Source organism: Martinezella hainanensis, assembly GCF_900094555.1.
Classification (GTDB): Bacteria; Pseudomonadota; Alphaproteobacteria; order Rhizobiales; family Rhizobiaceae; genus Rhizobium; species Rhizobium hainanense.
This window is the reverse complement of the sequence record NZ_FMAC01000012.1, coordinates 114,610-137,420: the sequence shown is the minus strand read 5'-3', so window position 1 is coordinate 137,420 and position 22,811 is coordinate 114,610. Positions and strand designations below refer to the sequence as shown.

At 60.5% G+C, this 22,811-nt stretch carries 17 protein-coding genes and 1 pseudogene; 10 read left to right on the top strand and 8 right to left on the bottom strand.

Annotated features, from left to right (window positions below; all coding sequences use genetic code 11):
- Positions 1-214 precede the first annotated feature (214 nt).
- On the top strand, positions 215-2,554 hold the full coding sequence (locus GA0061100_RS28440; protein WP_075856210.1) for a methyl-accepting chemotaxis protein: 2,340 nt from the start codon (positions 215-217) through the stop codon (positions 2,552-2,554).
- A 169-nt stretch (positions 2,555-2,723) separates the two neighbouring features.
- Here GA0061100_RS28440 and GA0061100_RS28435 read toward each other — a convergent pair whose 3' ends face one another.
- From GA0061100_RS28435 to GA0061100_RS34165, 3 genes are all read right to left on the bottom strand, one after another.
- Complete coding sequence (locus GA0061100_RS28435; RefSeq protein ID WP_075856209.1) at positions 2,724-4,199, bottom strand: prolyl oligopeptidase family serine peptidase; 1,476 nt, start codon at positions 4,197-4,199, stop codon at positions 2,724-2,726.
- Between the two features lie 125 nt (positions 4,200-4,324).
- Positions 4,325-4,978 (bottom strand): O-methyltransferase, encoded by a 654-nt coding sequence (locus GA0061100_RS28430; protein ID WP_075856208.1) that lies wholly within the window; start codon positions 4,976-4,978, stop codon positions 4,325-4,327.
- A 9-nt stretch (positions 4,979-4,987) separates the two neighbouring features.
- The gene (locus tag GA0061100_RS34165) at positions 4,988-5,137 is read right to left on the bottom strand and encodes a hypothetical protein (protein WP_244557979.1); all 150 of its coding nucleotides are present in this window, start codon (positions 5,135-5,137) and stop codon (positions 4,988-4,990) included.
- Positions 5,138-5,169: 32 nt separating this feature from the next.
- On the opposite strand from GA0061100_RS34165, the pseudogene GA0061100_RS28420 reads away from it, so the two are divergent.
- Positions 5,170-5,661: pseudogene (locus GA0061100_RS28420) on the top strand (IS6 family transposase); the annotation flags it as partial.
- Here the strand turns inward: GA0061100_RS28420 and GA0061100_RS28415 are convergent.
- Together GA0061100_RS28415 and GA0061100_RS28410 are read right to left on the bottom strand one after the other, a co-directional pair.
- A complete protein-coding gene (locus GA0061100_RS28415) occupies positions 5,607-5,972 on the bottom strand; it encodes an Arm DNA-binding domain-containing protein (RefSeq protein ID WP_244557976.1) in 366 nt (121 codons plus the stop codon). The pseudogene GA0061100_RS28420 and the gene GA0061100_RS28415 sit on opposite strands and share 55 nt — an antisense overlap.
- Before the next feature lie 140 nt (positions 5,973-6,112).
- Complete coding sequence (locus tag GA0061100_RS28410; RefSeq protein WP_075856207.1) at positions 6,113-6,838, bottom strand: GntR family transcriptional regulator; 726 nt, start codon at positions 6,836-6,838, stop codon at positions 6,113-6,115.
- 184 nt (positions 6,839-7,022) lie between these two features.
- Between GA0061100_RS28410 and GA0061100_RS28405 the strand changes: the two genes are divergently transcribed.
- The 5 genes from GA0061100_RS28405 to GA0061100_RS28385 all read left to right on the top strand — a co-directional run bounded on the left by GA0061100_RS28405 (position 7,023) and on the right by GA0061100_RS28385 (position 11,945).
- Positions 7,023-8,009, top strand: coding sequence for an ABC transporter substrate-binding protein (locus tag GA0061100_RS28405; RefSeq protein WP_075856206.1), 987 nt, complete (start codon positions 7,023-7,025; stop codon positions 8,007-8,009).
- Positions 8,010-8,097: 88 nt separating this feature from the next.
- Positions 8,098-8,877 (top strand): ABC transporter ATP-binding protein, encoded by a 780-nt coding sequence (locus GA0061100_RS28400; RefSeq protein ID WP_075856205.1) that lies wholly within the window; start codon positions 8,098-8,100, stop codon positions 8,875-8,877.
- Between the two features lie 7 nt (positions 8,878-8,884).
- Positions 8,885-9,808 (top strand): ABC transporter permease, encoded by a 924-nt coding sequence (locus GA0061100_RS28395; protein WP_075856204.1) that lies wholly within the window; start codon positions 8,885-8,887, stop codon positions 9,806-9,808.
- 20 nt (positions 9,809-9,828) lie between these two features.
- The gene (gene kynU, locus GA0061100_RS28390) at positions 9,829-11,076 is read left to right on the top strand and encodes a kynureninase (RefSeq protein WP_075856203.1); all 1,248 of its coding nucleotides are present in this window, start codon (positions 9,829-9,831) and stop codon (positions 11,074-11,076) included.
- 38 nt (positions 11,077-11,114) lie between these two features.
- Entirely contained in the window at positions 11,115-11,945 is an 831-nt protein-coding gene (locus GA0061100_RS28385) for an alpha/beta hydrolase (protein ID WP_075856229.1), read from the top strand.
- Positions 11,946-12,008: 63 nt separating this feature from the next.
- Here the strand turns inward: GA0061100_RS28385 and GA0061100_RS28380 are convergent, their stop codons facing one another.
- From GA0061100_RS28380 to uxuA, 3 genes are all read right to left on the bottom strand, one after another.
- Positions 12,009-12,440, bottom strand: coding sequence for a VOC family protein (locus GA0061100_RS28380; RefSeq protein WP_075856228.1), 432 nt, complete (start codon positions 12,438-12,440; stop codon positions 12,009-12,011).
- 141 nt (positions 12,441-12,581) lie between these two features.
- A complete protein-coding gene (locus tag GA0061100_RS28375; protein WP_075856202.1) occupies positions 12,582-14,672 on the bottom strand; it encodes a putative bifunctional diguanylate cyclase/phosphodiesterase in 2,091 nt (696 codons plus the stop codon).
- A gap of 185 nt (positions 14,673-14,857) precedes the next feature.
- On the bottom strand, positions 14,858-16,036 hold the full coding sequence (gene uxuA, locus GA0061100_RS28370; RefSeq protein ID WP_075856201.1) for a mannonate dehydratase: 1,179 nt from the start codon (positions 16,034-16,036) through the stop codon (positions 14,858-14,860).
- 112 nt (positions 16,037-16,148) lie between these two features.
- Here uxuA and GA0061100_RS28365 point away from each other — a divergent pair, with 112 nt between their 5' ends.
- The 3 genes from GA0061100_RS28365 to GA0061100_RS28355 all read left to right on the top strand — a co-directional run bounded on the left by GA0061100_RS28365 (position 16,149) and on the right by GA0061100_RS28355 (position 22,787).
- Entirely contained in the window at positions 16,149-16,853 is a 705-nt protein-coding gene (locus GA0061100_RS28365; RefSeq protein ID WP_075856200.1) for a FadR/GntR family transcriptional regulator, read from the top strand.
- A 28-nt stretch (positions 16,854-16,881) separates the two neighbouring features.
- Positions 16,882-19,350: a glycoside hydrolase family 2 protein gene (locus tag GA0061100_RS28360; RefSeq protein WP_075856199.1), complete on the top strand. Its 2,469-nt coding sequence runs from the start codon at positions 16,882-16,884 to the stop codon at positions 19,348-19,350.
- Between the two features lie 176 nt (positions 19,351-19,526).
- Positions 19,527-22,787: a GH36-type glycosyl hydrolase domain-containing protein gene (locus GA0061100_RS28355; RefSeq protein WP_075856198.1), complete on the top strand. Its 3,261-nt coding sequence runs from the start codon at positions 19,527-19,529 to the stop codon at positions 22,785-22,787.
- Positions 22,788-22,811 lie beyond the last annotated feature (24 nt).

The window sequence follows — 22,811 nt, the reverse complement described above, 5'->3', positions numbered from 1 at the left end:
CATGCATCTTGAGGCAGCGCCATTAATTCTGTTTCAATAAAGCTTGGCTAGCTTCGTCTTGGATTGGACAGGGCATGACGCGCCTGTAGTCGAGCGGCGCCTCGACGGCTCACGGACTGCTTTTCTTTTAGAAATTTCACCACAAGGGCTCCAGAAATACTGGTTTTGACGAAGCGGGTTAGCGTTACGGCACCCCGAACGTAGGTGAGCAATTATGATTTTTTCTCTTCGCAATATACTTGTTGGAATTTTCCTTTTTCTCAGCATCGCTCTGTGCGTGCTGACGGGATCTTCGATGCTCGATGCCTATCGCGGCGAAAGCATCTATGCCGACGTCTCGAAGTTCACCGTGCTCGACCGCGCTCTCTTCCAAACACTCGCCAACTTTCGCAACGAGCGAGGCGACGGGTCGTCACTCGCCAAACTTGAGCTTGGCGCGCAAGATGCAACGCTTGCCTTGTTGAAAACGGACAGGGGCATCGTCGACAAATACATGGTCGATGCAAAATCGGTCTTTGCAAACATCGACGACCAGACGCTCAAAGCCCCGATTGGTGACGTCATGAACGCCTACGATCGGGTGGTCGCATTCCGCTCAAAGCTCGACAGCGAAGTCGCCAAGAAGCTTGCCGATCGCGATCCCACACTGCAGGCCACGACGCTGGACGTCGGTCAGCAGCTCTTGACTGCGTTGGAGACAGGTTCGACCGCCATTGAAAGCCGGATCCGCACGAGTGATCCCTCAATGACGGCACTGATCCAGATCCGCGCACTGACATGGTACACCCGCGCGACGGCGGGTGCCGCAAACCTGTTGTATGTCAACACGCTCGCCTCTGGAGAGGCGATGAAGCCTGAAGACGTCAGCAAGATCCAGCAATTCGATTACACGGCGAATTTCACCTGGGGACAGATCGGCACTCTGGTCAATCATCCCTCGACACCACAGGTCGTCAAGGACGCCTATAAGGTCGGCAGCTCGACCTATTTCAGCGGCGACTTTGCAGCAAAACACACCGCGCTACTTGCGAGGTTCGCAGCCGGTGAGAAGAAGGCCATGTCTCTCGACGACTGGCGCCCGCTTGGCAATGCCGCGCTTCTGACCATCACGAACACCGCTGCGGCAGCCGCAGATGGCATGGTCGTCGAGGCAGCCGCCAGCCAGAATGATGCATTCGTCAGCCTGATCGCCTACGGGCTCACCTTCCTTGTTGCCGCGGTTCTGAGCATTACCGGGATCTGCGTCATCGTCTTTCGTGTTACCAAGCCTGTCGGGACGCTAACCCATTCGATGACGGAGCTCGCCCATGGCAATCTCTCGGCCCTGATCGGTGGCGTCGAACGGCGTGATGAGATCGGTGCCATGGCACGTTCCGTACAGGTGTTCCAGCAGTCAGCCTTGCGCAACAAGGTACTGGAAGCCGAAGCCGCCGAGGCCCGCGTTACGTCGGAGAATGAACGCGTCGAAGTCCAGCGCCGTGCCGAAGCAGAGGCCGAACAGAGGCTGTCGCTGGCGACGGGCTCGCTTGCGACAGGACTTCGTCATTTGGCATCCGGCGACTTATGCTGCGAGATCGAAACGCCGCTGGCGGCGCAGTTCGAAGCTCTGCGTCACGACTTCAATTCATCGGTCAGCCAGCTGCGCGCTGCCATGTCCCAGGTCGACCAGGCCGCGTCACTCGTAAACAGCGGCAGCTACGAGATCTCGCAGGCTTCCGATAACCTCTCCAAGCGCACCGAGCAGCAGGCCGCGTCGCTGGAAGAGACGGCGGCGGCTCTCGAAGAGGTTACGGCCAATGTCCAATCGACCTCTAAGCGAACTGGCGATGCGCGTGATCTGGTCCGCGGCGCCCGGTTACGAGCAGAAAACTCCAGCCAAGTCGTCAATAATGCCGTCAATGCCATGGGTAGGATCGAGCATTCGTCCAAACAGATCAGCCAGATCATCAGCGTGATCGACGAGATCGCCTTCCAGACCAATCTGCTCGCGCTCAACGCCGGCGTCGAGGCGGCGCGTGCGGGTGAAGCCGGCAAAGGCTTTGCCGTCGTCGCCCAGGAAGTGCGCGAACTTGCCCAGCGCTCGGCCAATGCCGCCAAGGAGATCAAGGCTCTGATCGGCAATTCTGAAGCCGCCGTCGGTGAGGGCGTGAAGCTCGTCAACGACACCGGCGAGGGCCTTGCAGCCATCGCCGACCTGGTCCTGCAGATCAATCAGCACATGGATGCGATCGCCACTGCCGCTCAGGAGCAGTCCATGGGTCTTTCGGAGATCAACAGCGCCGTCAATCACATGGACCAGGCGACACAGCAGAATGCCGCCATGGTCGAAGAGATGAACGCGGCTGGTGCCGGTTTGGCCGAAGAGAGTAAGCGTCTTGGCGAGCTCCTGAGCGCATTCCGCACAGGCCAAGCCGAGCGCATGGAGCCACAGGCGAGGCCCGTCGCCCGGCCTGCTTCAGCCCCGACAACGGGCCGGCATACTGCACGCGCCGTTCCAGTCACGCAGGGCAATGCCGCGCTTAAGCATCTCCAACAGGAGTGGTCGGAGTTCTGACTAGTTTGACGCTAAAATAGGCACTGAAATCCGGTTGCGATTAACGTCGTAAGGATCGCGCAAGACCAAGATTAGTGCTGTGGTTAGCCGATCACCTCGCCCTGCACATAGCTATCGTCCCGAGTTGGCAGGGCTCGTGATCAAACAGTCAGTCCTTGGATGCCTGCTTTTAGCGTTTGCTATATTGGAATAGCCAGTCCCTGGCGGCGCGGATGTAGAAGAACTTGCGAGCGGAAGCCATGTGGTCGACGCCCTCGAACGTCAAGAAGGTGATATTTCCTCCCTTCGCCAAGTATCCCTGGACTTGGTCAGTGAGCAGCTTCTGGTCGTCGACAGGGAAGATGAGCGAAGGATCGAGGCGCTCTGAAGGGCGAGTCACTTTTGCCCCTCCCTTTTGCCAGACGGGTACGCACTTTTCGTTCCACGGCGTGGCCTTGTCATCTTCGGTCCCCGTAATGATGAGCAGCCTCTGATGCGCAAGGGTTGCAACGTCGCTGGGCCGCTGCTGTCCGGCAATGATCAGTCCGGCGGCAAAGGTTTCCGGATGCTTCGCCATCAGCCACAGAGAGGTCATGGCTCCCATGGACCACCCCGTGCAGTAGACCCTCTTCGGATCGATCTTCAGGACCTTGTCCGTTCGATCTTTGAGGTTGGGATTACCGTAGTTCCAAGTATTAGACAGCAGCATCTGTACGAGCTTGTGGGTGTTCTCGACGTCCGACGTGTGCTCCCAGTAGTCGTTCATCGTAGTGCGCTCATAACGCGGCGTGACGATCACACATTCATGGCGCTCCTGCTCTTCCGGCAAACTCCAGATGGTGGCGATGCATTGCTCAGTCAGCGTCTGGGCGCAAGTCCCGTCGTAGCTGGTGCCGGAATGGGTGATCGCGAGCAGAAGTGGATAGGATTTGTTTTCACCGCCCTTCTTCAGAAACGACTTCGGCAGATAGATGCTATATTCGAGCCAGGCAGATCGGCTATCGTCCCACCACCAGTGGTTCTGCTCCCAGGCATCAACACCGCGAATGACGACGCTGTTGCCGTGAGACCCGGCGTTGTCCCAGATAGTCTTTGCCGCGGCATAGATCGCACCGCCTTGCGTCCTGATGTCTTTGACCTGGATCAGAGTCACCTTGTCGCTGTCGGTCGTTGGAAGGCTGAGATCCGGATCGTACCGGAATTCCGCGATGACGAACTTCCCAGCAACATCCGTGCCATCGCTACGCAGTGTGGCTTCCGAATTTGTATAGATGGCGAACACCGGGCGTGACTGAGTAGCGTCTGTCGTGGCGTTCTTGTCTGGCTCCTGGGGCATTCCGGGAAAGAAGCCGCGTGCCGCTGGAATTACGCCTGCGGAATAGGTGTCGAGCGCAAGACTGGCGGCATCTATGTCCGTGTCATACTCCACGGCGATGCCATAGACCTTCTGGCCACCGCCGGTAACTTCGCACAGAGCATAGATTCTCTGGATTCCGGGTCTTCGCGATGGCCGCTCTCCAGCCGGGCCAGGTCCGGTTGACGACGCGGCCATGAATCCATTTCTATCAGCCGCCAGCACTCCACTCGAGCCAGGGGCGACCGTAGAGGTGGCGCCCGCCATCACCGATACGGCCGTTATGAAGTCTCTTCTCGATATGTCAGTCATCTCTTGCTCCCGCGCTATTCGATAGGGGTAAGCACCGCTGTCTGCACTTGTTACACCCTCTGCGATTGGTACGTTCCGTTATCTGTGTTCTCGTATATCGAACCCAAGTCGATCACGGGTTCGGCCTAGGCGACCTTGAGAGCGAGCTCGGTTCCACGCTTGATCGGCAGCATGATCGAGATGAAACCATTCACTGGGTCGCGGACGAATTCGAGAAAGTCTGGTTCGGCGTTGTCGTTCAGCACGTAGCCGCCGACGCGAAGCTGTGGCACGACCATCTCGATCACCTGGCGGGCGAGCGATGGTCCCTCGAACTGGGGCCAACCGTCGATCAGAACGAAATCGAGCGGTCCCCCGAGGTCGCGGAGGGTCTGCCGCGCGTCTCCTTGGCGGATCTCGGCATATTCGGCCAGGCCCGCGTCGGCGAGATTGCTGCGCGCGACGTCAATCTTCGCCTGCACCAGTTCGGATCCGATCACAAGGCCGCCGCCGTTGTCGCGCATCGCTGCGGCGAAGTAGATCGCGGACATGCCGACAGACGTGGCGAAGTCGACGACGCGCTTTGCCCCCATCGCCCGGCAAAGGAGGTAGATGAGGTCGCCCTGATCGGGATGGATCGAAAAGCCAAAGCCGGCAAAGGATTCAGCGTCGTGACCTTGGGTTTCGAACGCGCTTCGGTCGGGATGACGCCGTTCCGCGTTCATCCGGTCGATAACATCGAGGATTCCCCGGTCTCGAATCGGGCTGGGCTTGCTGGCAACTTCGTTGGATGTAGACATAAGTGCTCCTCAGGATTGGGAACTCGGGACCAAAGTGTCTGACCTCGCGTCGAGCCGTTTGCGATGGAACAGCCAGCTCACCAAGGCGAAGAACATCGGGACATAGAAGATCGCGAGGACCGTTCCTGTTGTCATGCCGCCGAGTACTGCGGTCCCGATGGCTATCCGGCTCTGAGCGCCAGCGCCAGTGGCGACGGCAAGATATCTGGCATCTGGACGAGGTCGCGATTGCCATCGGCGGCCGGAAACATTGGCTTTGGCGCGCCGTTGATCAGGACGGCTATGTTCTCGACAAGATCGTCCAGGCCCGCCGCGATACCAAGGCTGCCAGGCGATTGCTGGTGAGATTGCTGAAGAAGCGGGGCCTGTCGCCCAAGCGCATCGTCACCGACAAACTGCGCTCATACGGAGCGGCAAAACGGCAGGTCATGCCCGGCGTCGAACATCGATCGCACAAGGGCCTGAGCAATCGCGCGGAGAATTCACACGTGTCGCTTCGAAAACGCGAGCGGATGATGCAGGGTTTCCGATCCGTCGCAGGCTTGCAGCGTTTCATCTCGGTCTTTTCAGCAGTCAGAAATCTTTTCGTGCCGCCGCACCAGAAACACTCGGCCCTCACCACCCACATTCATCGCATCCGCGCCATGGCGCAGTGGAAAGTCATCACCCGCGCAACTGCGTAAACTCGCCCACAAGCGTCTCGTCGGGGATTACGCGAACAACGTGACATCGCCCTACCGAGTTTAACCTTGGCGAGTTTTCTTGCCTGCTCAACAGTAACGGGACCAAACCGTCCTGTGGTCAAGACCCGCTGGTTGGCGGATCGCCCGCCTCCATCGGTCCGATATTTAATGATGAAAGTCTTCATCCCCGAGGGAACAACACAAAGACCAAAGCCTGAAAGCTCGCTATCCCAAATATGGTAGCGGTCCTGATCGGGTCGAGCCGCGTCGACGGTACGCTTGGTCAACAGTACAGCACTTCGCTTGCCCATCTATCACCCCCAAGGCCTGGAACGGGATACCACCGCAAAGGAAAACTGAAGGATGATCGGTAGCGTCCACTCGACGGCCGCGTCAATCTAACTAGTTGATATAGTAATGCTATTTGGAATGATCGGATATTGTGGCGTACCTAAATTTCATTCTCCGAGCGGATATAAACCTGCAGCGTATAGCCGATATGCTCGGTCATCAGCGCCCTGGCACGTTCCAGATCCCTGTCGAGGGCCGCCTCCATAAGTGCCGTGTGATGCTCGATCGCCATGGCGTCCTGCAAGGCGGCCACTGCTTTTTCATAGCCGATCGAAAGGCCAGCGGCCGCGCGCTGCGTCGGCGCAAGACCGAGAAAACGATGGTGGCGGCGAAGCTGATCCGAGATGGTGGACTGGAAACGCTGGAGCCAGTTCGACGTTGCCGCGCTGACAAGCGCAGCGTGAAAGGCATTGTGCTTCTCATCCCATTCGTCCGCCATCTCCTCGGAGGCGGAGTCCGGCACGATCTTGCAGCGTGAGAGGCGATAATGTGCGGTGACAACAGCCGATTCCCAATCCGGACCGCCCTTTTCAATCGACTCCATGAGAAGCGGTAGCTCCACGACCATGCGCGCCCGCGTCAGGTCCTCCAGTTCGGCGCGCGATACCGGAGCGACAGCGAAGCCGCGATTGCTGATCGCGGTAACAAGCTTCTCGGCTTCCAGCCGCGAGAGCGCCTCGCGAAGCGGCGTCCAGCCGACACCATAGGTATCGCGAAGAGTCCCGAGCCGCAAAGAGGCACCGGGCCTGAGCTTGGTGTTGAGGATATCGTGCCGCAACAGCCAATAGGCCGCCTCCGTCTTGCTCAACGCATCCTTATCCTGCATGGCGCTCGTCCCGATCCTCCCCATCCGCAGATTATATATAATATGGCAGCAACAGGAAAATATATATCAAAGGCGCCTGCGGTGTATATCATATATCACAAATTGACAGGATTGCAGCAGCCGCTATGATCCCTGGCAAGAGAGCCGGCGGAACACGGCTCCTTGTCACATCCGGGAGGAAAATATGCTGAGATCTACGTCCAAATGGCTGGCCGGCCTCGCTGTCGTCGGCGCCTTCGCAGCAAGCGTTGCAACCGCGTCGGCAGAACCCATCAAAATCGCGATCGCCAATTTCGGCGAACATCCGCAGCTCAATGCTTCGATCGCCGGCTTCAAGAAGGCGCTCGCCGACAACGGCTTCGTTGAAGGCAAGGATGTCGTCTATTCCGAAAGCAACACGAGCTTCGACGCCTCGCTCGTTCCGCAGATGATCGCCAAGCTGCAGTCCGAACATCCGAAGCTGATGTACACGGTGACGACCCCAGTATCGCAGATCGCCAAGAAGGCGCTCGCAGGCTCCGGCATTCCGATCGTCTTTACCGCCGTGACCGATCCGGTCGCCGCCAAGCTCGTCCCGTCGTGGGACGCGGGTGACACCGGCATCACCGGCTCGAGCGACCTGCAGGACATCTCGGCCATCCTGACCTTTACCAAGAAGCTGCTCCCCAATGCCAAGCGCATCGGCGTGCCCTACAATCCGGGCGAAGCCAATGACGTCGCGCTGATCGACAAGGTCAAGGCAGCCGCTCCGGCCGCCGGCTTCGAAGTGGTTCCGGTCGGCGTCGATAACGTCAATGACATCCAGCAGCGCATCGCATCGCTCGCCGGCAAGGCAGATGTGATCTACACGCCCGCTTCCAACCTCTTGCAGCCGGCAATCCCGGCCGTTGCCGCCGCCGCCCGCCAGGCACAGATCCCGATCGTCAACTCCGACGACGCGGCTGTCCGCAATGGCGTCGTGCCGGCAAGCTTTGCCGTCAACTACGAGCAGGTCGGCGAAAATGCCGGCAAGATCGCCGCGCAGATCCTCAAGGGTGCCGATCCGAAGACGATCAAGCCTTCCGTTCCGGCCTATAAGGACCACGCGCCGCTCATCAACAAGACCGTGTTGAAGGCATTCGGCGCAGAAGTCCCGGCTTCGCTTGCCGATTGCAATTGCTTCACGAAGTGATAGGCGGCATCTTCTAGGGATCAATCCGATCCATGGCGGCGTCAGGGACGCCGCCATTTCATAACCCTATACTGCAGGGGAGGCACGGATGCTTGATATCAAATCCGCGCGCAAGGTTTTCTATAAAGGCCAGCCTGACGAAAAAGTCGCACTCAACGGCCTGACGCTCTCCCTCAAGACTGGCGAATTCGGCGTCGTCATCGGCTCCAACGGCGCCGGCAAGAGCAGCATGCTGAACGCGATTTCGGGCGCTCTCGGCCTCGATTCCGGCCAGATCCTCATCAACGGCAACGACGTGACGAACATGCCGGTCCACAAGCGCGCCGCGCGCCTGGCCCGCGTGTTCCAGGACCCTATGAAGGGTACCGCCGCTAGCATGACGGTCGGCGAAAACATGCTTCTGGCGGAACTGCGCGGCAAGAGCCGCGGGTTTCGCCCCGGCCTGAATGCCGCCCGCCTTGCCGCCTACAAGGAGCGCCTCGCCGTTCTCGGCCTCGGCCTGGAGAACCGGCTGGACACCAAGGTTGAACTTCTTTCCGGCGGTCAACGTCAATCGCTGTCCCTCATCATGGCGGTCGGCGGTTCGCCCGATGTGCTGCTGCTCGATGAACACACAGCCGCACTCGATCCGCGCACCGCCGATATCGTCATGCAGGCAACGGTGCGCACCGTCGAAACACTGAAGCTGACGACCCTGATGGTGACGCACAACATGCAGCACGCCGTCGATTTCGGCGACAGCATCATCATGCTCGATGCCGGCCGCGTCCATCTCGAAATCACCGGCGATGGCAAGCGGCGCATCACCGTGCCCGAGCTGATCGGCCACTTCGCCGTCAAGACCGACCGCATGCTGCTGGTGAGCTGAGATCATGATGGACTTCATTCAGACAACCGTTTCGAGCTTCGTCTCGCTCATCCCGGTGACGCTGGCGCAGAGCTTCATCCTGAGCTTCGTCGTCCTTGGCATCATGATCCCTTTCCGGATGCTGAGCTTTCCGGATCTGACCAGCGAAGGCGCATTTCCGCTCGGTGGCTGCGTCTGCGGCATCCTGCTTGCTGCCGGTGTCGCGCCGCCGCTTGCGATTGTCGCCGCTTTCGTCGTCGGCCTCGGCGCCGGTTGCTGCACGGCCTTCATTCACTTACGCTTCCGCATTCATACGCTGCTCGCCGGCATCCTGATGTCGACGATGCTCTACAGCATCAATCTCGCCATCATGGGCAAGTCGAACCTCTCCGTCTTCGGCTCGCCGACAGTGTTCGATGTCGTACCGTTTACCGAGCCTGGCTTCCCGGCGAGCAAGATCATCATCGCCGGCCTGCTTGCGGTCATCGTGCTGATCGCCCTCAACCTCTACTTCAAGACGGAAAAGGGCACGGCCATGCGCGCCGTCGGCTCCAATCCCGACATGGCCGAGGCGCAGGGCATTAATGTCTGGGCTGCCACCATCGGCGGCGTCGGCATCGCCAGCGCCTTTTCTGCCGCCAGCGGCGCCCTCATGGTCCAGTCGCAGGGGTTTGCCGACGTCAACATGGGTATAGGCATCCTGATCAACGGCCTGGCGGCGCTCATGATCGGTGAAGCCTTCACCGGCAAGCAGACCGTGCTGCGTCAATTGCTGGCGCCCTTCGTCGGCTCCATCATTTACTACCAGCTCGTATCGCTCTGCCTTGCCGCCGGTATGCCGCCGCCGAACCTGAAGCTCGCAACCGGCCTTTTCGTGCTCATCATGCTGGCGCTGCCGAGCATCCGCCGCAGTCGTGGCGGAGCCGCCACCCGAGAAACCATTCGCGAATAAGTTTACGAGGCAACGACATTATGAACAGCCTTCCCGATCTCGCGGCCGTCGAGGCCATGGACGAGGCCGACCCGCTGCGCGTTTTTCGCAGCCGCTTCGCCCTGCCGGCCGGCGTCATCTATCTCGACGGCAATTCGCTCGGTGCCGCCTCGCATGAGGTCTTTGCCGAAGTCCGCCAGGCCGCCATGGAGGAATGGGGCAACGGCCTGATCCGCAGCTGGAATAGCGCCGGATGGTTTCACCTGCCGCTTGAGCTCGGCGACCGCATCGGCCGGCTGATAGGCGCGGCCGAAGGCCAGACTGTCGTCACCGACTCGACTTCGATCAACATCTACAAGACCTTGCATGCAGCACTCGCCATGCGACCGGATCGCAACGTCATCGTCGCCGAGGGCGACAGCTTCCCGACCGATCTCTATATGGCGGAAGGCGTCGTCTCGACACGCCCCGGCCTGACGCTTCGTCTCGAAGGTCGCGATGCCGACACCATCGAAGAGCTGATCGATGAGAGCGTCGCCGTCGTCCTTGTCAATCATGTCAACTACAAGAGCGGCGAGCTGCGCGACATGGCGGCGCTGACGAAGCGTATCCAGGCGGCAGGTGCCCTCGTCATCTGGGATCTCTGCCACAGCGCCGGCGCGCTTCCAGTAGATCTCGATGGCGCAGGCGCTGATTTTGCCGTCGGCTGCACCTACAAATATCTCAATGGCGGTCCTGGCGCGCCGGCCTTCATCTATGCCGCGAAGCATCATCATGCATCGATCGTTCAACCTCTCAGCGGCTGGTGGAGCCACGCCCGTCCCTTCGCCTTCGAACAGAGCTTCGACGGTGACGCCAGTATCAAGCGTTTTCTCTGCGGCACGCAGCCGATCCTGTCGTTGCGGGCGCTGAAGGGGGCGCTCTCCATCTGGGATGAGGTGGACATGAATGCCTTGCGCCGGAAGAGCATAGCGCTCACCGATTTCTTCATCCGCTTGGTCGAAGAAAAATGCGGCCAATACGGCGTCGAGCTCGAGACGACGCGCGACAGCGAAAAGCGCGGCAGCCAGGTGTCCTTCATCCATAGCAACGCCTACGAAGTCATGCAGGCGCTGATCGAGCGCGGCGTCATCGGCGATTTCCGCGCGCCCTCGACACTGCGCTTTGGCTTCACGCCGCTCTATGTCTCATATCGCGACGTCTGGCGAGCCGTGACGGTGCTGGAGGACATTCTGAGCAGTGGATCGTGGAAGGAAGCGCGCTTCGCCGTGCGTTCGGCCGTGACCTGACCCCCCAAGCGTCGACCGGCAGAAAGAAGGAGCTGAAGATGAGCTATTTCAAGGTCACCGATTGGGAGGCCGCCTATACCAACGGCGCCTACATCGTCGACGGCGATCAATGGCCGGCGGCATGGGTTGAACCAGCCAAGTCTTTCCGTGACAGGTCGACGGCGGCGGGATGCGCAAAGCTCGATCTCGTCTATGGTCCGGCGGAGCGCAATCGTTTCGATCTCTTTCTGCCCGAAAGCCAGCCCAAGGGATTGGTGGTTTTCGTTCATGGCGGCTACTGGCTGCAATTGGACAAGAGTTACTGGTCTCACCTCGCCGCAGGCTCGATTGCGGCCGGCTATGCCGTGGCGATCCCGTCCTACACGCTTTGCCCGGACAATAGCATCGGCGGAATCGGCAAGGAGATCGCGGCAGCCATTACGGCAGCGGCCGATCTGGTCGAAGGTCCGATTGTGCTGACCGGGCACTCTGCCGGCGGCCAGCTTGTCGCCCGCATGATGACGACGACATCGCCGCTCGGCGAAACGGTCCTCAAGCGCATCCGGCATGTGCTTGCCATTTCTGGCGTGCATGACCTACGCCCGCTCATGCGGCGCAAGATGAACCGGGAGCTTCGCATCGATGACGCCGAGGCGAGAGCCGAAAGTCCCGCACTTCTCGAGCCGATCGACGGCATTCGCCTAACCTGCTGGGTCGGCGGCGCGGAACGCGCGGAATTCATCCGCCTGAATGCGCTGCTTGCCAATATCTGGATCGGCCTTGGTGCCTCGACGGCTGCGGTGATCGAGCCCGACAAGCATCATTACTCGGTGCTGGCTGGTCTGATGGATGCTGCGCATCCACTGACGCGGACCCTGCTCGCTGAATAGCGCCTTCGCAGCCGCATCAAGAGAAGTGCCCTCGGCGCGATCCGCACCGAGGGCGTTATATTATCAGCCGTTGACCGGCGCATTCATCGCCCAGGCGACGCCGAAGGGATCGCGCAGCTGACCCCAGCGATCGCCCCAGAACATCACTTGCGGCTCGACGACGACTTCGGCTCCGGCATCGACGGCTCGCTTCCACCAGAAGTCCAGATCATCGACGACAAGCTGCATCGTGAAGGACTGCGGCTTTTCCAACGCATGGCCGTATTCCGGAAAGGCGTCACCGAGCATCACGGAGCTACCGTTGATGTAGAGATGGACATGCATGGTCCGGCCTTTTTCATCGACGGGATACATGAAGACCTGTTCTGCTCCGAAAGCGCGGCTGTAGAACTCGGCTGCCTTCACAGCGCCGTCGACGGTCAGATAGGCCACGACGCCGCCGCGAACCGGCACTCGGGGCTGCTGGGATTGCGTTTGATCTGTTGCATCGGTCATGTTCGTCTCCTTGGAGCGGTTCATCGTATCATGCCCTTTTCGATGGGCCATCCCAAGGACGTTGATCAATCACCCTTCCCGACAACGAGGTGCCAAATTTTTTGACTGTTTTCACGATAGCCGCCTCAGCAGCTTCGGCGGTCATCCACGCGCTGGTTTTCGGGCACGTAAAGTCCGAGCGGGATAGGCCTCACTGAGAATTCGCGCCAAAGCGTCCTCGCGCGCCATTGGCCGTCCAAGCAGGAAACCCTGCACTTCGTGATAGCCCTCTGCCCGCAACTTCGCCAGTTGCGCCTCCGTCTCGATGCCTTCGGCCAGTGTCACGGCGTTGAAGCCGGAGGCGATGCCGACTACGGCCCGTACGATCGCGAGATTGCCGGGATCGGCATCCATGCCGGCGACGAAGCTGCGGTCGAGCTTGATCTTGTCGAAAGAGAAGGAGCGCAGATAGCTGAGCGAGGAATAACCCGTGCCGAAATCATCGATCGCGATGCGAATGCCAAGCTCCTTCAGGGCACGCAGCAACGACAGGCTTTGCTCGACCTCGGAGAGCAGGATGGATTCCGTGACCTCGATCTCCAGCCGTCCGGGACAAAGACCCGTCTCGCCCAGCGCCGAGACGACGGTGGCCAGCAGGCTCGCATGACGAAACTGATAGACAGACAGGTTGATGGCCACCTTCAGGTTTTCGGGCCACTCCATGGCGGTCCGGCAGGCTTCTCGCAGCACCCAGTCGCCGATCGGCACGATCATGCCCGTTTCCTCGGCGACTGGAATGAACTCAGCCGGTGGGATGAGCCCGTGCTTGGGATGACGCCAGCGGATGAGGGCTTCGAAGCCGGACAGTGCGTCCTCGTCCAGCCGGATGATCGGCTGGTAATGGAGTTCGAATTCATCGTTCTGCAGAGCCTCTCGAAGCTCCACCGTGAGCTGGTGGCGCCGTTCGGCTTCGAGCCGCATCTCGGTCTGGTAGAAGCGATAGGTCGATCGGCCGCTGCCCTTGGCTGCATAGAGCGCCAGATCCGCATCCCGCATCAGGACATCTGCATCGTTGCCGTGCTCAGGTGCCAAGGCGATCCCGATGCTGCAGGTCACATGTTCGCGGACGCCGTCGAGATCGAAGGGTGCCGAAAGCGATTGCAACAGCAGATCGGCGAAACGGCGGGCACGCCCGGCATCCGTCATCCTCAAGACCAGCGCGAACTCGTCACCGCCCAGGCGCGCGACCAGATCGCTCCTCTCGGCAAGCTGCTGGAGGCGCTCGGCAACCTGGCGCAGGAGCATGTCACCCGCAGCATGGCCCTTGCTGTCGTTGATATGCTTGAAATGATCGACATCGATATAGAGCAGCGCGATTGGCTTCGCTGGCGTCGCAGCCGCCACCTGCCGCACGATGCTCTCGGAAAAGAAAGCTCTGTTCGGAAGGCCTGTCAGGGAATCGTGCATGGCAAGATGCGCAAGCCTTGCCTCGACGCTGCGTTCCTCGGTCACATCCTGGGAAATGCCGAGAACATAGCGTGGCGCCTGCCCCGTTGGTGCGGGCAGAGCCCGCTTCGCCGTTTTCAGGATACGTAACGCGCCATCCGCCGTGTGGATGGTTTCCTCAAAGTAGACGGTCGCGGCAGTCTCGAAGGCAAGTCTGTCCTGCTCCCGAAAAAGCGCCGTCTGCTCATCGGAGAATATGGCCTTGTCCGATTTACCGATCATATCCTGCGCCGAGTGCCCGACGATGCCGCCGCAGGCTTCGTTGAACAGAATATAACGGCCATCCCGCTCCATATCCTTGACGAAGACGCCGACGGGAAGATTGTCGACGATGCTGTCGAGCAGCGACTGGGTGGCGTCGATCTGTCGTTGGGCCGCATTGACCTCGGTGCGATCCTGAACGATCGCGAGGATCGCCATCTTGCCGTCGAAGCGGATCTCCCGCCCATAGGTCAGAACTTCGAATGTCTCGCCGCCCGCCTTCAGATGCGTCCAGCGTTGCGCCGTCTCAATGTCGGTGCGGTGGTGCACCGCGTCCAGCATGCGCTCGCGTTCCACGGATGGTCTGATGTCGAGCACGGTCATGACCGCGAAGTCCGCATGGCCATAGCCATAGAGGTCGAGAGCCGCATCGTTGACGATCAGAAACCTCAACGTCTGCGGATCATAGACCCACATCGGCGACGGATGCGTCTTGAAAAGCGACCGAAAATCGTCGTTCGGGGCGGCGGGCCAAACGGAATTCATGGAAGGTCGACCTTGCCAATTCGAGTTTGAAGACTAGCGAATTGGACATTGATAGACGAAAAAACTAAATAAAATCAAAATTATAACAAGATTAAACTTTAGGCAAAAGCCTATCGAATATGCAACGGGAGGCTTTATTCCGGCTGCCTGATTTCATCGATATGGCATGGCAAATGCCGTGAAGTTCAAAGCCCCGCCTTGCCGATCGCATGGATGACGCCATGCAGCTCGCCAAGACCTTTCAGGCGACCGATGAGGGAATAGCCGGGATTGGTCGGCTTATCGATATCATCGCCGACAAGATGTCCATGATCCGGCCGCATCGGGATCACATGGTCTTCCCGGCCCTCTTTGCGACGCCTTGCCTCCTCCGCGAGCAATGTGCGCAGAATGGCATACATATCGCTGCGCCCTTCCAAATGGGAAGCTTCCACGAATGATCCATCGGCTTCGATCGCAATGTCGCGCAGATGCGCGAAATTGATACGTGACGCGAATTCGCTTGCGATGGCAAGCACATCATTGTCGGCGCGGGACCCCAGCGAGCCGACGCAGAGCGTCAGGCCATTGGCGGCATGGTCGACGGTGCCGAGGATACGACGCAGATCTGCCGCCGTCGACACGACGCGCGGCAGGCCGAAGAGCGAAATGGGCGGATCGTCTGGATGGATTGCGAGCCGGGCACCGAATTCGACGGCGACCGGCACGACCTCCCGCAGGAAGGCATCGAGATTGGCCTGGAGATCTTCTGCCGTCATTCCGTCGAAGAGGGCTATGGCTGAGCGGATGGCTTCACGCCCATAGCTGTCCTCACCGCCCGGAAGACCGGCGATGATGTTGTTCTCCAGCCGTTGCACGTCTTCCGGCGAGAGCCCCTTCAGCCGCTCCTCGGCGCGCCGCACCAGGTCCGGCGCATAATTTTCTTCCGCACCCTTCCTGCGCAGGACGAAAACGTCATAGGCAACGAACTCCACCATGTCGAAACGCAGGGCGAGCGCGGTGGTCGGCATTTCGAAGCGCAGATCCGTGCGCGTCCAGTCCACGACCGGCATGAAGTTATAGCAGATGGTCTTTATGCCGGCGCGAGCGAGATTGGCGAGGCTGTCCTTCCAGACGCCGATCGCCGCCCTTGCTCTTGCTCCACCGAGCTTGATGGCGTTTGGAACGGGGATCGATTCACAGACGCTCCAGCGCAATCCAGCCACCTCGACCAGCACCTTTCGTGCCTCGATTTCGGCCGGAGTCCAGACGCGCGAATGTGAGACCTCATGTAGCGCCGTGACGATGCCCGTTGCGCCGGCCTGACGCGCATGCAAGAGCGGAACGAGATCCTTCGGACCGAACCAGCGCCAGCAGCTTTCCATACGACATCTCCTCCATTTGTCGGTCAAAATACCGCTGAAAAGCGAAATGTCCATCGTGCTACATTACTTGACACCACTTATTGACCAACAATATGGTTCCGAGAGTGGAGGAATGATAGTGGCGGACACCGCTGATATCGAGGATAGAGGTTCGGCGGTCGATCAGGTGGTCGACGCGCTGCGGCGACTGATGCGCGAACGCAATCTCGGCCTCGGCGACGCCCTGCCCTCGGAAGCCGAACTCGCTTCCATGTTCAATGCCAGCCGCAATACGGTGCGCGAAGCGATCCGCATCCTGAAGGCCTATGGCATCGTCGAAAGCCGCCAGAAGGTCGGCGCCGTCATAACGGATCGCCGCCAGCAGGCATTGATGGACCTTTTCTCCTTCACCATCGATATATCGGCGGAAAGCTTTCTCGATATTCAGGGGTTTCGTCGCCTCATCGAGGTCAATCTCAGCGATCTTCTCTTCGAAACGATTGATGAAACCGCCATCGAAAGGCTTCGCTCCATCAACGATGCAATGAAAGCCGCGGCGGAACTAGCCGGGGCTGCGGAACTTGATTTCAGATTTCATGCCGCTCTCGTCGGCTTCGCCGGCAATCAGACCCTGTCACAAGTCTATGGCATTCTGCAGCCATTGTTGCAGCGGCTCATGGAAGCCGGCAAGCGCTCTCGCGAAGCCGTCGATAGCGCCTATCATGAACACCGCGCTATCATCGAAGCGTTGGAACAACGGGATCGAATCGCCTACGCCTATCACATGAACCGCCACCTGCAGGCGGGCCTGCAGTTCATCGCGCCAAAGGCTGTTTGAGGCATCCATTTCATAACGGACACATGACATGAAAAGACAGACGCTCGACACCGGCTGGACCATCTCGCGCCTTCGCGCGCCCTCCAGCGCCCCGGCCCTGCCCAACTCGATCCCCGCCGCCGTGCCCGGCAATGTGCATCTCGATCTGATGGCCGCGCAGCTGATTACCGACCCCTATCTCGATGTCAACGAGATCTCGCAGGACTGGATCGGCCGCTCCGCCTGGCGCTATCGTCTCGCCTTCGACTGGGATGGCGATGATGACGAGCGTATCGATCTTGCCTGCCTCGGCCTCGATACAGCGGCACGCCTGGAGCTGAACGGAACCGCGCTCGGCGAAACCCGCAACATGCATCGCAGCTATCGCTTCGACATCGGCGATCACCTGAAGAGCGGTCGCAACGAACTGATCGTCGACTTCCAATCCGCCTATGAACATGGCGAGGAGGTCCGCAAGCAGCTCGGCAGCGCCGCCGACATCCCACAGAACTATCCCGGCCCGAGCAATCTCATCCGCAAGATGGCTTGCAATTTCGGCTGGGACTGGGGTCCGACCGTCGTCACCTCGGGCATCTGGAAGCCGATTGTCATCGAGAGCTGGTCGAAGGCGCGTCTCGGCGGCATCCGCCCGGAAATCACCCTGCAAGGCAGCCAGGGCGTGGCGCGCCTGCATGTCGAGATCGAATGGGCCGACAAGGGCACGGATAGCGCGGCGCTCGTCCTGTCCATCGGCGGGAAGCGCGCGGAAGTCCGCGTTGCGCAAGGTGAGACCCATGCGCTGATCGAATGCCGCATCGACAATCCCCAGGTCTGGTGGCCGCATGGCATGGGCGGCCAACCGCTTTACGATCTCGACCTGCAGCTGCTCGGCTCCGACGGCGCGGCGCTCGACGGCTGGAAGCGGCGCGTCGGTTTCCGTTCCGTACGGTTGGATACGACCCCGGATGAGATCGGCTCGGCTTTCACGCTCGTCGTCAACGACGTGCCGGTCTTTGCGCGCGGCGCCAACTGGATCCCAGACGATTGCTTCCTGCCGCGCGTGACGCGTGAGCGCTATCGCGAACGGATCGGCCAGGCCCGCGATGCCAATATGAACATGCTGCGCGTCTGGGGCGGCGGCATCTATGAAACCGATACGTTCTACGAGGAATGCGACGCCGCCGGCATCATGGTCTGGCAGGATTTCCTGTTCGCCTGCGCCACCTATCCTGAAGAAGAGCCTGTCTATAGCGAGATCGAGGCGGAAGCGCGCGAGGCGATCACAAGGCTCATGCCCTACGCTTCGCTGGTCATCTGGAACGGCAATAACGAGAATATCTGGGGCTATTTCGACTGGGGCTGGCAGGATGTACTCGGCAATCGCCCGTGGGGTGCCGGCTACTATCTCGATCTCCTGCCGAAGCTGGTGGCCGAGATCGACCCGACCCGGCCCTATTGGCCGGGCAGCCCCTATTCCGGCTCGATGGAGATCGCCCCGAATGCCGATGAACACGGCTGCAGGCACATCTGGGATGTCTGGAACGAGGTGGGCTACGAGACCTACCGCAACTATATCCCGCGCTTCTGCTCGGAATTCGGCTGGCAGGCGCCGCCGACCTTCGCAACGCTTGCCCAGTCCGTGCGCGAGAAAGACCGCGCGCCGGCCTCTCCCGCGGTCCTGCATCACCAGAAGGCAACCGGCGGCAACGACAAGCTTCTGCAAGGGTTGGAAGGCTGGTTTCCCCATCCGCAGAATTTCGACGACTGGCTGTTCGTCACGCAGCTCAATCAGGCACGCGCGATCAGCTACGGCATCGATCACATGCGCTCGCACCGGCCGACCTGCATGGGCACCATCGTCTGGCAGCTCAACGATTGCTGGCCGGTCACCTCCTGGGCAGCCGTCGACGGCGCCGGCAGGAAGAAACCGCTCTGGTACGCCTTGAAGCATAGCTACTCGCCGCATCTCCTCACCATTCAGCCGCGCGGCGATGGTCTGGCTGCTGTCGCCGTCAACGACGCAACCCTGTTCTGGCGCGTGCCCTTCACTGTCGAGCGTTTCGATTTCACCGGCAAGCTGCTTGCCCGCCACCATGTCTGGCGCATCCTGTGCGATCGGTTCGAAAATACCGATATCGAGATTCCGACCGAGGTTGCGACGCCCGGCGATCCGCGCCGGGAATTTCTGCGCGCGCGCCTCGGCGATGCGGAAGCCTGGTGGTTCTTCGAGAAGGACATGAAGCTGCAATATCCGCAGCCGCGCTTTGACATCGAGAGCGTCCAGACGACGGACGGGATTACCGTGACTATCACCGCTCAGTCGTTCCTGCGCGATGTCTGCCTCTTTGTCGACCGCATCGGCGCGAATGCCGAAGTCGACGATATGCTGGTCAATTTCGCGCCCGGCGAGAGCAGGACCTTCAAGGTCAAAGGCATCTCCAAGGACGCCTTCGACGATGCCGACCTTTCGGCCATTCTCCGCACGGCCAATCAGGTTGCCGAGCCGCCGCATCAGTGAAATCGGGGATGGTGTCGATCAGAATATCCGGCGAATTGCGCCGGATATGTCCTGATATCATCCGCGATTCATCGCCAGGAATTGCGGATGCCAATAGGAAAATGCCTCCTATGATCGAGCGTCGCCTTGTGATCTAGTGCCCCTCATCCGATCCATGAATCAGCGAGACCACGCTTATGTCCTCGGCCTCCAATCGCAGCTTTCAAACGCCTCGTCGCGAAGAACTCGGTCTTGTCACACTTGACAATACGGCCGGCCTCTCGGCTTCAGCCCTGCCGAACGGCACATTGTTTTCGATCGATTTCGCTGACCAGCAGGGCGGCGTCATGATCAATCAGGTGCTTGGTTCGCCTGTCTATGGCGGCATTGGCCGGCTCTATCTGCGTGTCGGCGGCGCCAGGCCGGCAACAGCCGAAATCGTCGGCCCCAAGGCCGCTGTTCAGTTCGGTCATGGCAAGAGCGGCTTTTCGTGGAGCGGCGAAACGGCCGGCGTCAAGCACACGGTCAGCCTGCGGCTGCACCCAAGCCAGACCGCATGGTTCTGGCAAGTCTCGTTGGAAAACGGCACGAATGCAGCGCTTTCAGCCGACCTTATTCTCGTCCAGGACGTTGGCCTCGGCGATCGCGGCTTCCTGATGAACAGCGAAGCCTATGCCTCGCAATATATCGACCATCATATCGCCGGCCATGCAGCCTTCGGCCCTGTCATCATGGTCAGGCAGAACCTCAAGCAGGGTGGCGGACGAAATCCGTGGCTCGCACAAGGCTGCCTCGAAGGTGCCGCGGCTTACGCGACCGATGCAATCCAACTCCTCGTGCCCTCCAAGGGCAATGACGGCGTCATGGTGCCGGACTTCGGCAGCGATCTGCCAAGCACACGACGCCAGCACGAGGTCGCCTGCCCGGCGATCCAATCGAAACCGCTTTCGCTCGCGGCAGGCGATGCAGCCACCACGACCTTCTTCGGCCTCTTCATCGCCGATCATCCGGCCGCATCCAGCGATACCGATCTCGCCCATCTCGATGGCCTGCCGAAGCTTCAGGGTGAGCTCGTCGTCGACACGATATCAACCGCACAAACGGCGCGCAGCCTTGTGCAGGATGCTCCGCTTGCAGAGAGCGACAGCCTCGATCAGGCTGATATCGATGCGCTCTATCCCACGCGGATGCTGGAGGAACATGCGGACGGGAAGCTGATCTCCTTCTTCGTGCCGGATGGGCCGCATAACAGGCACATCGTGCTTCGTGAAAAGGAACGGCTGGTGGCGCGCCGCCACGGCGCCATCGTCCGCAGCGGCCAGAACATGCTGCTCGACGACCAGACGCTGGCCGCGACCTGCTGGATGCAGGGCATCTTCGCCGCGCAGCTGACCATCGGCAACACGTCCTTCCACAAGCTTTTCTCCGTTTCCCGCGATCCCTACAACCTGACGCGATCGAGCGGTCTGCGCATCCTCGTCGACCTCGGCGAAGGCTGGCGCCTGCTCGGCGTGCCCGCCGCCTTCGAAATGGGCTTGAGCGATACGAGTTGGATCTACCAGCTTCCCGGCCGCACCATTACCGTCTCGGCAATCGCCTCTGGCGACGACCCGGCCATGCAATGGAGCGTCTCGGTGGAGGGCGAAGCCTGCCGCTTTCTCGTGTTCGGCCACATCGTGCTCGGCGAACGAGATTATGAAGCGATTGCCAATATTGCGGTGGACGCCGCGCGCAAGCGCATCTCCTTCCGGCCGCAGCCGTCCTGGCTCTGGGATCGCTACCCGAATGCCGGCTATCACCTCGTTACCTCGACGCCAGACGCGTTCGAGACGGTCGGCGGCGATGAGCTGCTCTATAGCGATGGCACGGCTCGCAACGGCCCCTTCATCGCGCTGAAATCGCACCCGACGAAGGCACTTCGCTTTGCCGTCACGGGATCGATGACCGATCCGGATGCGGCCGAAGCCCTTGCTGCGCGCTACAGCGCCGGTGTCGAGAACGAAGAGATGCTGGCGCCGGCGCTGCGCTTCTGGAGCCATGTGACGCGAGGCGCACGCATCGACGGCGATGGCCGCGATGTGGTGGCACAAGCGGTCATGCTGCCCTGGATCGCGCATGACGCCATCGTGCATTTGAGTGTACCGCATGGGCTCGAACAATATACGGGAGCTGCCTGGGGGACCCGCGACGTCTGCCAGGGACCGATCGAATTCCTGCTCGCCTACGAGCATGACGAAGAAGTCCGTCAGATTCTCTCCACGCTCTTTTCCGAGCAGTACCGCGACCGTGGCGACTGGCCGCAATGGTTCATGCTGGAGCCCTACGCCAACATCCGCGCCGGCGAGGCGCATGGCGATATCGTCGTCTGGCCGCTGAAGGCGCTCTGCGATTACATCGAGGCGACCGGCGACATCACCTTCCTCGCCGAAACGGTTCCATGGCGTGCCGACGATACCATGCAGCTGACCTCGGAACGTGCGACGATCTCCGATCATATCGAAAAGCTGCTGGACACGGTGCGCGGCCGCTTCGTGCCCGGCACAAGCCTCATCCGCTACGGCGAAGGCGACTGGAACGACAGTCTGCAGCCCGCCGATCCGCATCTGCGCGACTGGATGGTCAGCAGCTGGACCGTTTCGCTCCTGTACGAACAGCTGGTGCGCTACGCCAACATTCTGACGCTTGCCAGCCGTAACGAGGAAGCGCAGTCGCTGCAGGCGACGGCCGTCGCCATGCGCGCCGATTTCAACCGGCTTCTGATGCGGGACGGCGTCGTTGCGGGCTACGGCGTGTTCGATCCGAGCCATGACGGCGTCGAACTGCTGCTGCATCCCGAGGATACCCGCACCGGCCTGCATTATTCGCTGATCGCGATGACGCAGCCGATGATCGGCGGCCTGTTCACGCCCGATCAGCGCCACGCCCACATGAAGCTCATCCGCGAAAACCTGCTCTTCCCGGACGGTGTACGGCTGATGGAAAAACCGGCGACCTATTCCGGCGGCCCGGAAAAGCTCTTCCGCCGCGCCGAGTCCTCGTCCTTCTTCGGCCGCGAGATAGGGCTCATGTATGTGCATGCGCATCTGCGCTATTGCGAGGCGCTCGCCCTCGACGACGACGCGGAAGCCGTGTGGGCTGCCCTGGCGCTTGCCAACCCGATCGCCGTCAGCGGCCGGGTGGAACATGCGTCACTGCGCCAGCGCAATACCTACTTCAGCAGCAGCGACGCAGCCTTCGATGACCGCTATCAAGCATCGGCGGAATGGTCGCGCGTCAAGGCGGGTGACATCGCCGTCGATGGCGGCTGGCGCATCTATTCGAGCGGCCCCGGCCTCTACACCAAGAGCCTGATCGGCAACGTCTTCGGCTTCAAGCGGCAGTTCGGCCAGCGCATCCGCAAGCCGCTCTTGCCAGCCTCGATCGGTGCTTGCGAGGTCAAGCTGGACTTCAAGGCCTGAGCCAATCGTTGACAGGAAAAAGGG